General features: G+C 53.3%; 15 protein-coding genes. 13 read left to right on the top strand and 2 right to left on the bottom strand.

The window, feature by feature from the left end; translation table 11 throughout:
- Positions 1 to 65 precede the first annotated feature (65 nt).
- Positions 66 to 1499, top strand: coding sequence for a MocR-like pyridoxine biosynthesis transcription factor PdxR (pdxR, locus tag NST26_RS24130; RefSeq protein ID WP_340979931.1), 1434 nt, complete (start codon positions 66 to 68; stop codon positions 1497 to 1499).
- A 17-nt stretch (positions 1500 to 1516) separates the two neighbouring features.
- Here the strand turns inward: pdxR and NST26_RS24125 are convergent, their stop codons facing one another.
- Complete coding sequence (locus tag NST26_RS24125; protein WP_340979930.1) at positions 1517 to 3388, bottom strand: S8 family peptidase; 1872 nt, start codon at positions 3386 to 3388, stop codon at positions 1517 to 1519.
- Positions 3389 to 3675: 287 nt separating this feature from the next.
- Here NST26_RS24125 and NST26_RS24120 point away from each other — a divergent pair, with 287 nt between their 5' ends.
- From NST26_RS24120 to thiI, 6 genes are all read left to right on the top strand, one after another.
- Positions 3676 to 4173: a YpuI family protein gene (locus NST26_RS24120; protein WP_036724316.1), complete on the top strand. Its 498-nt coding sequence runs from the start codon at positions 3676 to 3678 to the stop codon at positions 4171 to 4173.
- A 249-nt stretch (positions 4174 to 4422) separates the two neighbouring features.
- Positions 4423 to 4644, top strand: coding sequence for a DUF1540 domain-containing protein (locus NST26_RS24115; RefSeq protein WP_445253443.1), 222 nt, complete (start codon positions 4423 to 4425; stop codon positions 4642 to 4644).
- Between the two features lie 13 nt (positions 4645 to 4657).
- Positions 4658 to 5068: a hypothetical protein gene (locus NST26_RS24110; protein WP_339250243.1), complete on the top strand. Its 411-nt coding sequence runs from the start codon at positions 4658 to 4660 to the stop codon at positions 5066 to 5068.
- A 284-nt stretch (positions 5069 to 5352) separates the two neighbouring features.
- On the top strand, positions 5353 to 5934 hold the full coding sequence (locus tag NST26_RS24105) for a lytic transglycosylase domain-containing protein (RefSeq protein WP_445323381.1): 582 nt from the start codon (positions 5353 to 5355) through the stop codon (positions 5932 to 5934).
- Between the two features lie 114 nt (positions 5935 to 6048).
- Positions 6049 to 7200, top strand: coding sequence for a cysteine desulfurase family protein (locus NST26_RS24100; RefSeq protein WP_340979927.1), 1152 nt, complete (start codon positions 6049 to 6051; stop codon positions 7198 to 7200).
- A gap of 57 nt (positions 7201 to 7257) precedes the next feature.
- Positions 7258 to 8499, top strand: a complete 1242-nt coding sequence (gene thiI / locus NST26_RS24095; RefSeq protein ID WP_340980864.1) for a tRNA uracil 4-sulfurtransferase ThiI — start codon at positions 7258 to 7260, stop codon at positions 8497 to 8499.
- Here the strand turns inward: thiI and NST26_RS24090 are convergent.
- Entirely contained in the window at positions 8481 to 9170 is a 690-nt protein-coding gene (locus NST26_RS24090) for a TerC family protein (RefSeq protein WP_340979924.1), read from the bottom strand. The genes thiI and NST26_RS24090 overlap by 19 nt on opposite strands.
- 183 nt (positions 9171 to 9353) lie before the next feature.
- Between NST26_RS24090 and NST26_RS24085 the strand changes: the two genes are divergently transcribed.
- The 6 genes from NST26_RS24085 (at position 9354) to NST26_RS24060 (ending at position 15030) form a co-directional block, all read left to right on the top strand.
- Positions 9354 to 10013 carry a TerC family protein gene (locus tag NST26_RS24085; protein ID WP_036724307.1) on the top strand — a complete coding sequence of 220 codons (660 nt, stop codon included), beginning with the start codon at positions 9354 to 9356 and terminating at the stop codon, positions 10011 to 10013.
- Between the two features lie 212 nt (positions 10014 to 10225).
- Positions 10226 to 10738 (top strand): hypothetical protein, encoded by a 513-nt coding sequence (locus tag NST26_RS24080; RefSeq protein WP_076075875.1) that lies wholly within the window; start codon positions 10226 to 10228, stop codon positions 10736 to 10738.
- A 255-nt stretch (positions 10739 to 10993) separates the two neighbouring features.
- Complete coding sequence (gene typA / locus NST26_RS24075; RefSeq protein ID WP_036724305.1) at positions 10994 to 12838, top strand: translational GTPase TypA; 1845 nt, start codon at positions 10994 to 10996, stop codon at positions 12836 to 12838.
- A gap of 151 nt (positions 12839 to 12989) precedes the next feature.
- Positions 12990 to 13286, top strand: a complete 297-nt coding sequence (locus tag NST26_RS24070) for a YlaH-like family protein (RefSeq protein ID WP_036724304.1) — start codon at positions 12990 to 12992, stop codon at positions 13284 to 13286.
- Positions 13287 to 13373: 87 nt separating this feature from the next.
- Positions 13374 to 14477, top strand: coding sequence for an LCP family protein (locus tag NST26_RS24065; protein WP_340950834.1), 1104 nt, complete (start codon positions 13374 to 13376; stop codon positions 14475 to 14477).
- A 100-nt stretch (positions 14478 to 14577) separates the two neighbouring features.
- Positions 14578 to 15030, top strand: a complete 453-nt coding sequence (locus tag NST26_RS24060; protein WP_036690242.1) for a pyridoxamine 5'-phosphate oxidase family protein — start codon at positions 14578 to 14580, stop codon at positions 15028 to 15030.
- Positions 15031 to 15037 lie beyond the last annotated feature (7 nt).

Genomic DNA, 15037 nt, shown 5'->3' with positions numbered 1-15037 from the left:
GTATCATAACGGTATAGCGGTATAACAGTAAAGCGGTAAATATAACAGTTGGGAGGAGACAGGCCATGCATATTGATTTACTCCGCAGCGGTGACAAATCGCTGCCCCGGCAGATCAGTGAGACGATCGCGCAGCGTATCACCTCAGGGCTGCTCCAGCCGGGCACGCGGCTGCCGTCCGTTAGAGGTCTGTCATCCTCCTTAAAGGTGAGCCAAGTAACGGTAAGCAAGGCTTATGCTGACCTGGAGCAGCGCGGACATATTCTGTGCAGCCAGGGTAAGGGCTGCTATGTGGCAGAACGGGACCGGAGCAGGCAAGGAGCAGAAGCAAGGTGGCAGGACGGTTATGATGACTATCTGCCACGGGCCCAGCTCTGGCGTAACTTCGATTATTCTGAGGTGGACTATCCCTTTCATCTGGCCTCCATTCACAGCAGCCTGCTTCCGCTCGGGCCGATTGGCACGACCATGGCTGCACTTGTGAAGGAGCAGCCTGAGCTGATGGCCACCTATGGTAATTTCCAGGGTGACCCGGAGCTGCGCGAGGTGATGCGCAGGCACCTGCAGAGCCGGGGAATCCAGCTGGGCGCCGGTGATTTGATGATCACCAGCGGCGCACAGCAGGGGATCGATCTGGTCGCCCGGACCTTTGTCGGTCCGGGGGATACGGTGTATCTGGAGGCGCCCAGCTATACGGGGGCGATTGATGTTTTTGCCGGGCGGGGGGCTGAGATGATCTTCGTTCCGATGGACGGGGACGGCATGCGGGTGGACCGGCTTACAGCGATGTGTGACCGGAGGCCGCCTAAGCTCATCTATACCAATCCGACCTTCCAGAATCCGAGCGGGGTCACGATGAGCATGCCAAGAAGACAGCGTCTGCTGGAGCTTGCCCGCAGCTACCGCTGTCTTATTGTGGAGGATGATCCGTTCAGTGACCTGTATTTCCATCAGCCGCCCCCGGCGTCCATTAAATCGCTGGATACCGCCGGGCATGTAGTCTACATGAAGAGCTTCAGCAAAGTCCTTGCCCCCGGCTGCCGGATCGCCTGTGTCGCCGCTGAGGGCAATATTCTCTCCCGGCTGATCGCCGCCAAGTCGGCCAGTGATCTGGGCAGTCCGCTGCTGACCCAGCGGGCAGTGCTGCCCTTCATCGAGCGCCAGTATGACGAGTACGCAGCGAAGCTGCGGTCAGCGCTGCGTGTCCGCCAGGAGGCGGCAGCGAGGCTGCTGAAGCAGAATGCTCCGGCCGGAGTAACCTGGCAGCTGCCGGGGGGCGGGCTGAATCTGTGGCTGCAGCTGCCGGAATCCCCCGGGATTGAGCAGCTGCATGCTCTGGCCGAGCAGGAAGGGATCTCCTTCCTGCCGGGCGATGTCTGCTATGCCGGGGATATCCCCTCCAGGCATATCCGGCTGAGCTATTCGCAGCTGACGCAGGAGGGGATGGAGCGCGGACTCCGCCGGTTCCTGCTGCTGCTGGAACGGCATCTGCGCTCTTAACCGCTAACGTGCGCAGCTTATTGTATAGAATCGAGCTGTTTGCCGACCTGCTGCGGGAACAGCTGGAGCGGAACCTGGCCTCCTCCTGCCGCCTGCAGGGTACGGTAGATATCCACCTGGCCCCAGCCGTAATACTTATCATGGCCGGCGGTGCCCAGATCGATGGCATTAGAGGTCAAGAGCGCGGTCACTTCCTTGTTCGTCAGCGCAGGGTTCAAGGAGCGCACCAGTCCGGCCAGCGCCGCTACATGGGGACTGGCCATCGAGGTGCCGGATAACGCCGCATACTGATTATCGGGATAGGTGCTGGCAATGCTCTCCCCGGGTGCAGCCACATCGATGTAATCCCCGTAATTGGAGAAGGAAGCACGCTCTCCCGCCGCATTCGTTGCGGCGACTGCAATCACCTCTTCATAGGCTGCGGGATATCCCGGCCGCTCCGTATTGTCATTGCCGGAAGCGGAGACAATCACTACATCCCGGTCATAGGCATACTTAATCGCATCATGCAGAAACTGCGAGTCGGCATAGTTGCCCAGGCTGAGATTAATCACCTTAGCCCCCTGATCTGCCGCCCAGATAATGCCTTCGGCCACCGAATAGGTGGTGCCTGCCCCTGAATTATCGAGCGCTTTTACCGGAAGGATCTTGTTGTACCAGCTGATGCCGGCGACTCCTTCTTCATTATTGGTTAACGCTCCAATGATGCCGGCCACATGAGTGCCATGTCCAACATCGTCATCCGGTGTGCTGCCGCTGGTAATCGCATTGTAGCCCTTGAGCAGCTGCCCCTTCAGATCCGGGTGGTTCGCTTGTACACCGGTATCCACAACGGCGATTACGATCTCCTTGCTGCCCTTGGACAGATTCCAGCCCTGCGGGGTTTCAATCGCCGGCAGATTCCACTGGTAAGTTGAGAAGAGCAGGTCGTTAGGGGTAATCACATTAGCTCCCGTATTTTCACTGACCGTATCATTGGTTAAGTACATATAGTGAGGCTCTGCGTACAGCGGATGCCACTTATTGGCGAAGTAAGTCTTGAGCTGGGAGTAACTCATCTTGTCTGACCGGAAAATATAGGCATACCCCAACTTGCGAGGCTCTTTGCAGCGGATATCGGCAGCGATGGTCTGAAGCTGTGCCGCCGTGGGATGTCCATTCGGGAAGCGGACGACAATCTCATTCTCGTAGTAATGGCTGGCATTCTCATTGTCATGTCCGGTCTTGACCGTGATGTCCTTCAAGGTATCGGCATGGACGGATTCTACCCGGTACTTGCCTTCCTTCGGGTACGGAATGAGCCGCAGATTCTTCAGCTGATGCAGCGCAACGCGGTCCAGAATCTTTTGGTTAATCAGAGCGATGACAGCCACTTGTCCCTCCCGGTTTCGCTGGGCTACGAAATAATACTTTTTGTCGCCGATGATGAACGAGGGGGATTCATAGGATTGGTGGCCTTTAATCGCAGATTTGGCGGTGTTCAGATAATGAAGCAGCTGCTTATTCTCCTGATCGGTTCCTTCCGGCAGTGAAGATTTGAAGGTGGTTGTCTTACGGGTGTTGAAATCAACCATCATCAGCATGGTAATATGCCCGTACCCCTGCTGAAGGCTCTCGGCATAAGCTGAGATAGCTTCAGGGGAAGCATGATGCATATCGGCCAGCAGTGTGCTCAGATGTCTGTGCACATCGACTCGGTTCAATTTGTCAGTGGCCGCTACATCCTGCACAAGGGTGGTTTTCTTGATCACTTTTTCCTGAGAGGGATTAGGCACAGACGCTTGCCGAAGGGTGCCGCCGCTGCCTTCCGGCCGCAGGGCGAAGGTGAGCAGCAGTACGGTCAGCGCGGCAGTGACTATACCGGCGACGGTTAGATTTTTACGTGACATGATTTCCGCTCCTTCCTTGTCGTTTCATATACCTGTTAGGGTTCGGAGCTGAAGCTGGTTTTATTCATCTTACGAAAAGGCTACCGCCGTCCTTGGTTTTATGTTAATATCAAAAAGAAAGCGCCTTCCGGGGCTTGTACTTTTCTTTTTAGAAGAAGGATTCTTTTCCGGTATCCGTACGGTGGAGGCTTAGGAGATTTTGTGATACTATCAAGAGAGTACAACTGCAATGTCTAAGTGTCATTAACAACTACTAATGCAAGGAACAATAAGGGGGAGCAACCGCCATGTCAGCAGTAAGTGTGCAGAAATTGTGTGAATCGACGAGAGAGAAGCTTAAATCCGTTATCGACAAAATGGAACTGTTCCTGAATGAGCATGCGCTTCCGCAGCTTGTTACCGAAGAGGATGAAGAAACGCTGCATTTCTATCGGGGGTTCTTGTCCGATCTCCGCCATCTGCTGGTGTTCTCGGAAATGTCTTATGAGAAGCTTGGGCTTGCATTGCGCCGCGCTACCTTCGATGAACCTTTCGCGCAAAAAGCGCTATATAATGTATATCATCTAGGAGTTAATAACTTCTTCTATCCTAAGAATGAGAGTTATTCGGAGGATGGACGTTACGCCTATACCGGGCAGGATGCGATCCGTTTCCGTAAGAAGCCTGTGCGTCCGGCACGCGATATCATTATGGAGATCACCAAGGTCTATGAAGAATTGCGTGATGATCTGACTTATTATGAGAATGATTATTTGACAGAGAAGCGGATGCAGAATCAGGTGTAATCCATTGTCCGGTCTATCATCTTATTTCTGTAAAAGACTGTCCCAACTGCCGATATGGCTGCTTGGGGCGGTCTTTTTTTTGTAAATATAAGCATTTATGTGTTTCACGCAATAAATCAATTTCTCGCCGAAACGGTACCGTCCTTTAAAAGGACGGCAAAGCCGTTTCCATTTGTGTGTTCAGGTGAGCAGCCTTCAGCCGCATAGCCGATTTCACCAGCGGGCATAATACATGACGAGGTGATCATTATGACAAACGCTAAACCGCTTGTGAAGTGTAGTGTAAGCAACTGTCATTTTTGGGGAGAACAGAACCTGTGCCGTGCCGAGGAAATTGTCATTGAGATCGATCAGCATGCAGGCAGCCGTTACATGGAGGAATACGCAGAGGAGCTGACGGCGGGTAATCATCATGATCATGCCGGAACCTCGTCCGCAACCTGTTGTCTGACGTTCAAGCCGAACGCCTGAGAAGGAGGCCCTTATGGATAATCCGAATGATGAACCCAAAGTGGACCGTTCCGCCCGCCGAAAGGTTATCCTGCGCCCGCGCAGCAGAGTCGATTACCCCCGCCGGGACCGTAGCCACAATGAGGAATATGCCGCCGAGCTCAGTCCGCTCCCCTCGCAGCTTCAGAACACTATGGAACGGAGCGGCGAAGCTCAGCGGACATCAGGCCGTGTAAGAGAGGGAGAGGACAGGAGTATTGGCTATATCGGCCTGGGCTTCGGTGTAGTATCCTTATTCATCTGGTCCATTATATTGGGGCCAATCGCCGCTGTTCTGGGGTATTATGCGTATGCCAGAGGACAAAAATCAGCCGGGGCCTGGTCGATGGGGCTGGGGATTGTATCCACTTTAAGCTATTTTGTCTTAATTCCTTTTGCCCGTTAGAGCCGGCTGAATCTGCACATCCGCTTTTCAAAACAGGCTATCAGACCTAACTATGCAGGTCTGAGGTCTGTTTTTTCGCTTAGGCATATAGTAATTGCTGTGAATAAATAGTAAAGTTCAAATATAAGACTTCGCGTGAAAGAGGGAATGAATGCATGTCAATCAATGCCGCTGCGCCAAGCGGTCAGTTGAAATGGGTAGACCTGAGAAGCTCAAGCACGAAGCGTGAGGATACCAAATCGAACCCCGGAGTGACCGGTGCCTCGGCAGCGGCGTTCACTGCAATGCTTCAGCAGGCAGCCGGGACGTCTCAAGCCACTGACAGCAGCAATAAAAGCACATACGTTGCTCTTGCAGGTAGCTCTTCGATGGATAATCTGCTCTGGCAGCAGCTTGGGGAAGCAGCAGGGGCGAATAGCGGCATTTCCGGGGAAATAACGCAGACTGTGCCGACGGATTATGAACAGCTGATTCAGACTGCCAGCGCGAAATATGGCGTTCCGGTTGATCTGATCAAGGCGGTTATTGATACGGAATCCTCCTTCAATCCGAATGTTGTATCTTCTGCCGGTGCCAAGGGACTGATGCAGTTAATGGACGGAACGGCTAACGGACTGGGTGTCTCCGATCCCTTCGATCCTGCTCAGAGCATTGACGGCGGCGTACGATACCTCTCGTACCAGCTTAAGCGGTATGACGGACAGGAGAAGATGGCGCTGGCCGCCTATAATGCCGGACCGGGCCGGGTGAACAAGCTTGGAGTCAGCAGCGATGCTGAGCTTATGGCGAATCTCTCCGAGCTTCCGAAGGAGACACAGGCCTACATTGCCAAAATAGAACGCGCCCGCGCGCAATTCGCGGTATAATATAAGGATCAAACGGAATCTGCCCCCTGCTTCTTTTGGGAGGCAGGCCGTTTGATCCTTTTTGCAACATATAAGCAGTTATGAATTCTGATCAACAAAGGAGAACGCAGATATATGCTGTATTGGGATTATGCCGCTGCTGCCCCTCCCTATGAGGAGGTTGTGCAGACGCTGGAGCAGGTGATGAGGAAGCACTTCGCCAACCCCTCTTCCCTGCACCGGGCGGGAGAAGAGGCGGACAAGCTGATCAAGCGTGCGCGTGAGGTGTGCGCAGCTGCGCTTGATGTGTTGCCGCAGGAAATTATATTCACCTCGAGTGCTACCGAGAGCAACAATCTGGCGGTCAAAGGAGCTGCGCTGCAGTATCAGAGCAGAGGTCGGCATATTGTGACCACGGAGCTGGAGCATCCTTCGGTCTACGAGAGCTGTCTTCAGCTGCAGAAGCTGGGCTGGGAGGTTACCTTCGTAGCCCCTGACCCTCAGGGGGTGGTCGAACCCTCGCGGATTGCCGCTGCGGTCCGGCCGGATACGGTGCTGGTCAGTGTGATGCATGTGAATAATGAGATCGGCACGGTACAGCCGCTGCGTGAGATCGGACAACTGGTCAAGGCGGTGAACCGCCGGACGCTCTTCCATGTAGACGGCGTGCAGGGCTACGGGAAGCTTGAGGCTCCACTGAAGGCCTGGCAGGCAGATCTGTACAGCCTGTCCGCGCATAAATTACGCGGGCCGCGCGGGACGGGAATTCTCTATGTCAGAGAAGGCGTCACGCTGTTTCCCTTGTTGACTGGCGGTTCCCAGGAACAGGGCAAGCGCGCCGGGACAGAGAATGTGCCGAATATTGTAGCTTCAGCCAAGGCCATGCGGATGAGCGGAGAACAGCGGGAGGCCTTCAGCGCCCGAATTCGTCCGCTCAAGACGCAGTTGGAGAATTATATAGCAGGGATACCGGAGCTTGTACTGAACAGCATGGAGGACGGGGCGCCGCATATTGTCCACTTCTCTTACCCTGGCATGAAGGGGGAGGTCTTGGCCCGCAGGCTGGAAGAGCTCGGGATGGCGGTCGCCACACGCTCCGCCTGTTCCTCGCGACTGGCCGAGCCGAGCCGGATTCTGCTGTCCATGGGCAGGGATACCGCTGCTGCGCTTGGCGGCATACGGATCAGCCTGGGGGACAGTCACACGCAACAGGATGTGAGCAGGCTAGAGCAGGCGCTGCTGGCAGCCGTCCAATCCTTGAAGAGTGCAGAAGGAGGCATGAAATAACCAATGACAACAACAGAGACAGGTAGCGGAGCACAGAATGGCAGATACGGAAGCAGCATGGACTATGCCGATATGCTCCTGCTGCGCTTCGGGGAGTTCATTCTGAAAGGAAAGAACCGCAGCCGGTTCGAGAAGACCGTACTGCGGCATGTGAAGGAGATGGTGAAGCCTTATCCGAACGTGAAGCTGACCCGGGAATTCGGGCGGATCTACGTCGAATTGAACGGTGAACCGGCAGGAGAATTAACAGAGGCGCTCGTAAAAGTATTCGGGATCGCCTCGATTAGCCCGGTAAAGGTCTCCCGGCCGGAATTCGGCGATATTCTTGCGGCCAGCCGGACCTTCCTCCACCTTATTGCTCCAGCGGCGGGAACCAGCTTCAAGGTTAGCGCTCGCCGGGTGTGGAAGGGCTTCCCTTACGGCTCTATAGAGATGAATAAGCTTATAGCTACACCGCTGCTCCAGGGTTATCCGGGGCTGCTGGTAGATGTGAGGTCTCCCGATCTGGAGCTGAAGATTGAGATTCGGGAAGGTCATACTCTTATTTTCTGTGAGAATATTGCCGGAGTCGGCGGCTTCCCGCTGGGAACGAACGGCAAAGCGATGCTGCTGCTCTCCGGCGGGATCGACAGTCCGGTTGCGGGCTGGTCATCCATGCGCAGGGGGCTGGAGGTAGAGTGCGTCCACTTTTACAGCTATCCTTATACGAGCGAGCTTGCCCGCCAGAAGGTTGTAGATTTGACCCGTATCTTGTCACGTTATGCCGGTGTGATCAAGCTGCATCTGGTTCCGTTTACGGAGGTGCAGACCTCTTTTACCGGAATCGGGCAGGATAATCTGATTATTACACTCATGCGCCGGGCTATGCTGCGGATTGCTACCGCCCTTGCGGAGAAGGAGGGGGCGCTTGCGCTGATTACCGGCGATAGTCTGGGCCAGGTGGCCAGCCAGACCCTGCCAAGTATGAATGTGATCGGGCGTGCAACGGCTCTGCCGCTGCTGCGTCCGCTGGTGATGATGGACAAGAGTGAGATTGTGGAGCTCTCCAAGACCATCGGTACGTATGACTTGTCCATCCTGCCATACGAGGATTGCTGTACACTGTTCGTGCCCAAATCACCGACGACGAATCCGAACCTGCGGATTGTAGACAAGATTGAAGCGACGCTGCCGGGCTATCAGGCCTTACTCGATACGGCGGTTGCCGGAACCGAGACCGTACTCATTACACCTTATGGCAACGAGAAGCCGGAAGACTTGGTACCGGCGCAGGCAGGCCTTCAGGAAGAATGGTTCTGAACAGCGAGTTGTGTCCGGCGGCGCTTCCAGTGTCCCGCAGCCAGAATAGCGGCAATGACTGCGGCGATGAACAGAACATGCAGCAGCGGATGTGACTTGAAGTACGGGGCAATGACCTTCTCGCCGGAAATCATGCTGGAGGCTGTGAAGCCGAGTACGCCTGACCCGAGATAGATAATCCATGGATATCTGTTGATCAACCGGATAAACAGGGTGCTTCCCCAGACCACAATAGGCACACTGATCAGTAGTCCCAGTACGACCAGCGTAATATTATGATTCGCTGCACCGGCAACAGCAATGACGTTGTCCAGTCCCATGGCTGCGTCGGCTATAATAATTGTCCTAACAGCCGCCCACAGCGTTCCGCCGGCCTGAATATCCGTCTCTGCACTGCCGCCGGCCAGCAGCTTATAAGCAATAAGGATCAGCAGCAGCCCGCCGATGGCCAGCAGCCATGGAATCTTTAGCAGCCACACCACAAGAATCGTGGCGATGATCCGCAAGATTACCGCTCCGCCTGTGCCAAGAAGAATTGCCTGCTTCTGCCGTTGTCCTTGCAGGTTCCGCGCGGCCAGGCCGATGACGATGGCATTGTCGCCCGCCAGAATAAGATCAAGGAACACGATATTCAGCAGAGATAATATGAAATCCGCAGCGGATGTATTCATCCCGGGTCACTCCTATAGGTTTGGTGGCTTGCATTCCCCTTGCGGCCATTCCGGCCGGAGACTATAGATATACGCTGCAATCCGGCCGTACATGCGCAGTTTCTAAAATAGCGGGACAAGAAGCATAGCTTGTCGCCCCCCGGCATACATGTAGATACATGGAGTTCAGGGAGGCTGAGGTGGATGGATTCATTATTGCTGCTTGGTGAAATTCTAATGATTAATCTGGTGCTCAGCGGAGACAATGCCATGGTCATTGCGATGGCCAGCAAGAATCTGCCGGAGAAGCACAGGAAGCTGGCAGTCTGGTGGGGGGCCGCTGGAGCAGTCGCGCTGCGCTGTATCCTGACCTTCGCCGCAGTGCTGCTGCTCAAGATTCCGTATATTGAAGCCGGAGGGGCCATGCTGCTGCTCTGGATTTCCTTCAAGCTGCTGCTCGAGGACGAGGAAGAGCTGAGAATTGAGGGAAGCCCTAGCGTTTGGAAGTCGGTGCGCACCATCCTGCTGGCGGACTTTATCATGAGCCTGGATAATGTACTGGCGATTGCCGGGCTGGCCAAAGGGGATCTGGCACTGATTGTGATCGGGATTGCGATCAGCATTCCGATTGTCGTCTGGGGGAGCGGCATCATCGTGGGCTGGCTGCACCGCTTCCCGGTGCTGGTCTTCATCGGTGCCTATATTCTGGCGTATACCGCCGGGAACATGCTGCTGCAGGATGCCAAATTCGGCCCGGTGATTTCGTTCCTGCTGCCGACGCTTCATACCATACTGCCAATGCTGCTGGGCATTATTGTGGTTGTCACGGGCATGCTGAAGCACAGGAAAGTATCCGCAGGCTGATAACCGGCAATAATAAGGCTGTACCAAAAGCTGGAAGGCTTTGGTGCAGCCTTATTTCTTTTTTCCTGAGAATGCCCCGCCGGGATGTGTGAAGAATGATGGTGTTTTATGCGTTTATCAGATAAAATAAAGGAAAACCTGTCGCCGGATTTGCCTGCTGAAGGGGCACCGACCGGTGAAAAGACACGAAATTTTGAAGGGATAGGTGAAAGATGTCTTCCAAAAATGACATGAAACTGGGTGTGTTCATCGCCGCCGCCGGCCTCGTGATTCTGCTGGGCAAGCTGGGGGTGTTCGGTTTTCTGGGACGGGCCTTATGGCCGCTCATCATTCTGGTTCCGGGCCTGTTCCTGCATGTGCTCTTTTTCACCCGCCGCGCTTCTGCATCTGTACTCATTCCTGCGGGCATACTATCGGTGTATGGCTTGCTCTTTGGCTTATGCAATACCTGGGGCTGGGACCTCATGAGATACTTATGGCCTGTTCTTCTGCTGGGGATCGCAGTGGGACTGTATGAATATTCGCTGTATGCTTCAGGCAGAACCGGAGGGTTAACTACAGCCGCTGTGATCCTTGGATTGCTTAGTGTAGTGCTGGTTATCTTCACCCTGCTGGGTACTGGTGCCCTCTATCTGCTCGGCGCTGTGCTGGTTGCTGCGGGACTGTGGCTGATGCTGGGAAGAGGCAGACCGGGAAGCCGCAAGAAGTGGAACGGTGGCTGGTAGAACAGATCGTCTACACGCCCTGATAGGACAATTCAAGACCGCTGAGCCGGACATGAGGCAAAATTAGAAAATTTAAGCGGACTTGGCAACGTTTTTTTTCAGAAAAAGACTTGCTTTTCATAGTACTTTCACTATAAAATTAAGGAATGTTGGAGCGTCGGCTTTCTGCCTGGCGCTTCTTTTGTGAGACTGCCGTGACATGCTAAGAATTTAAACAGTTTTAATTTGATAAATGAGAGGATTTGGATACAAATCATGCATTCAAGAAAAGATATCCGTAACATTGCGATCATTGCCCACGTTGACCATGGTAAAACAACACTCGTCGATCAGCTTCTCCAGCAGTCCGGGATTTTCAGCGCGCACGAGCACGTTCAAGAACGCGCCATGGACTCTAACGATATCGAACGGGAACGTGGAATTACAATCCTAGCTAAAAATACAGCAATCACTTATAAAGAGTTCCTGATTAACATCGTAGATACACCTGGACACGCTGACTTCGGCGGCGAAGTAGAACGGATCATGAAGATGGTTGACGGCGTACTGCTCGTTGTTGACGCTTATGAAGGCTGCATGCCGCAGACCAAATTCGTACTCCGCAAGGCGCTGGAACAGCACCTGACCCCAATCGTAGTCGTGAACAAGATTGACCGTCCGGCTGCGCGTCCGAAGGAAGTTATTGATGAAGTGCTGGACTTGTTCATTGAGCTTGAAGCCAGTGACGACCAGCTTGAATTCCCTGTAGTCTATGCTTCTGCGCTTAACGGCACATCAAGCATGAACGCTGAGAAGCAGGATGAGACTATGCTTTCACTTTATGAAACCATCGTTGAGCATATCCCGGCTCCAACCGAGAAGGTTGAAGAACCGCTGCAGTTCCTGGTAACTCTGATGGACTACAACGAATACCTGGGCCGTATCGCCATTGGCCGCGTGAACCGCGGTGTAATCAAGCAAGGCCAGTCCGTTACAGTCATCATGCGTGACGGCAAGAGCAAGACTGCCCGTATCGAGAAGCTGTTCGGCTTCCAGGGTCTGAAGCGTGTGGAGACAGAAGAAGCCGGCGCAGGCGACATCGTGGCTATTGCCGGTATCAAGGACATCAACATCGGTGAGACGATTGCTGATCCGCAGCACCCTGAAGCATTGCCTGTTCTTAAGATTGACGAGCCAACGATGCAAATGACTTTCCTTGTGAATAACAGTCCGTTTGCCGGTAAAGAAGGTAAATGGGTAACTTCCCGTAAGCTTCGTGAGCGTCTGTTCAAAGAACTGGAAACGGATGTGAGCTTGCGTGTAGATGAGACAGACAGTCCTGATGCGTTTATCGTTTCTGGACGCGGTGAGCTTCACCTTGGTATTCTGATCGAGAATATGCGCCGTGAAGGTTATGAGATGCAAGTGTCTAAACCACAAGTAATCATTAAAGACATCGATGGTGTCAGATCCGAGCCGCTTGAGCGTCTCATGATTGACATTCCGGAAGAAAGCATGGGCTCCGTTATGGAAAGTCTGGGCAGCCGTAAAGCCGAGATGGTCAACATGATCAACCACGGTACCGGCCAAGTCCGTCTGGAATTCCTGATTCCGGCACGCGGTCTGATCGGCTATAACACACATTTCCTGACGCTGACACGCGGCTACGGTGTAATGAACCATGCCTTCGATAGCTATGCTCCACTGGTTGGCGGCCAAGTTGGCGGACGTCATCAGGGTGTGCTTGTAGCAAGTGAAAGTGGTACAACAACCCAATACGGAATCGTGGGTGTTGAGGATCGTGGTATTCTCTTCCTGGATGCAGGTACAGAAATTTATGAAGGTATGATTGTTGGCGAGCATACCCGTGATAACGATATTATCGTTAACATTTGTAAAGAAAAAGCACTTACCAACATGCGTACCTCAGGCAAAGATGATACTGTGAAAATGAAGACTCCACGTACCTTCTCTTTGGAAGGCGCGCTTGAATACTTGAATGATGATGAATATTGTGAGATCACTCCTAAATCTGTACGTCTGCGCAAAAAGATCCTGAATAAGGGCGAGCGCGAGCGTGTAGAGAAGCAGCGTAAGGCGGCGCAAGCCAGCCAAGCGTAAGCTGATAACAATGAAGCCGCCGGATTATTCCGGCGGCTTTTCTCATTTTACAGGCGGGGATCTTTCAAATTGCAGGGATTAATAGCAGTATAAAACGGCTGCGGGTGATATAATGTAAGCGTAACTTATGATCCGGAAGGAGTGACGGGCTATGCAAAGCTGGTTCGCTGAGCATCCAGTTATCGCTTACATTGTCATTTTTATCTTACTCACTTATGTGTATAACCGAGTATTCCGCGTCAATCAGAAGCTGCCGATCGGCAAAGAGATCGTACTGTATGTGATGATGGCGGCAGGCTCAGGCATGCTTCTTATCTTCCAGCATGACAAGCTGCCGATCATCCAGTGCCTGCTGGTAGCGGTCGGGCTGATGCTGCTTGTGCGGGTCCGCTACCTGGTCGAGGCCCGGCAGAAGCGGAAGGCTGCAGCGGCTGCAAAACGGCAGTAGGCGCAACTTTTGATGACAGGGCTCGTCTAAGTTATTACGAAGTTATCTACTTCAACTCCAGTTGAATGAAAAGGAACTAAAAGGATTATGAATACAAGCAAGGGCAATTTGCCACCCAGAAGGAACAGCCAGCAAGGAAGCACCACTACTAACCGGCAGCAGCCGAGGTCTGCTGCTTCAGCTACAACTGCAAAGAAAAAAGCGCGGAAACCGAAAAAGCGCGGATTCTTCGCCCGGCTGATGAGGGTGCTGCTCATCATTCTCCTGATTGCTGTTATAGCAGCATTAGGTTACGCAGGATATTTGTACTGGAAGGTGGACCACGGAGGATTCGGCGTGGACCAGCCGGTTGCGGCAGGACAATCCGCCTCGGAGAAGCCGCTGACGATGCTGCTGCTTGGAACGGACAACCGTCCGAAGCACCCGTCCAACCTGACGGATGTGATCATGGTCGCGGCCTTGAACCCGGAGACCAAATCGGCTACGGTGGTCTCATTACCCCGTGATACATATGTCGAGCTTGGCGGATACAAGAAGACGAAGATCAATGCCTTTTACTCCCGCTTCAAGAGCAAGGAGAAGACCTCCGGGACTCTGGCCGAGGATGAGATGAAGAAGATGATGGGCAAATATCTGGACATTAAGGTCGATTACGCAACCATACTGGATTTCCAGGGCTTCCGGGATATTGTGGATGAGTTCGGCGGCGTAGACGTTAATATTAGTGCCAATATGTGTTACACGGACAGTGTGGACGGCACCAATATTAATCTTAAAAAAGGCGAAGCCAAGCTAAACGGAGATAAAGCGCTGGATTATGTGCGTTACCGCAAGTCCAACTGCAAGCCGGCGACGAAGCCTTCGGATGATTTTGAACGCAATAAGCGCCAGAACGAGGTACTGACTTCATTAATCTCTCAGATGCAGTCGCTGGGCGGTGTTCTCAAAATCGGCCGGGTGCTGGATGCGGTGGACGATAATCTGGAGAGCGATATTGAGAATGCGCAGATTAAGAGCCTGATCGCTACGTATTGGGATATTTCCAAGGAGAATGTCGAATATGTACCGGTAACCGGAACCTGGCGCAGCCCCTATGTATATATTAACGATAAGGAGCTGGACGCAGCCAAGAAAAGCCTTCAGGACCGGATATCCGGAGTGTCCGCTGCAGTGGTCTCAGGCCAGCCTTGAGCAGCAGGCAGGGTACAATCTGTAAATTGAATGCAAGTTTCGTCCTGTGCTATAATATAATAAATTGAATGTATTCTTGCCGCATAGGGGGCCTGTAACTATGTCTGAAGCCGTTGCTCAGCTCAATGAAACTCTGCTAGCTATGCTGCAATCGGAGACGTTTGTTCTTCTTAACACTGTGGATGCAGAATCCGGCGGACCTACGTCGACTGCGATCTCCTGGATCTATGCTGTGAGCCCTTCCATTGTCCGGCTGGCTGTGGACCACCGCTCCAGACTGGTGAACAATATGAAGGTTAACCCGAGGGTAACGATTACTGTGTTTGGCGAAGGGACGGTGCATGCCATTAACGGTCATGCTGCGGTTCGGCTGGACCCGTTGCCGGATGTTCCGTTTAAGATGTGTTGTTTTGATATTGAGATTGAAGCGGTCCGCAATGCGCTGTTCTATGGTGCGCACCTGGAATCTGCTCCGAAATATGCGAAGGTATACGATGCACGTGCGGCCGAGAAGCTGGACGGACAAGTGTTTGCCGCCATGCAAAAAGCCTAGTGTGTTA

The sequence above is a fragment of the Paenibacillus sp. FSL R7-0128 genome (assembly GCF_038002245.1).
In the GTDB taxonomy this organism is placed as follows: Bacteria; Bacillota; Bacilli; order Paenibacillales; family Paenibacillaceae; genus Paenibacillus_AQ; species Paenibacillus_AQ silagei.
This window is presented reverse-complemented; position numbering and strand designations above follow the sequence as displayed.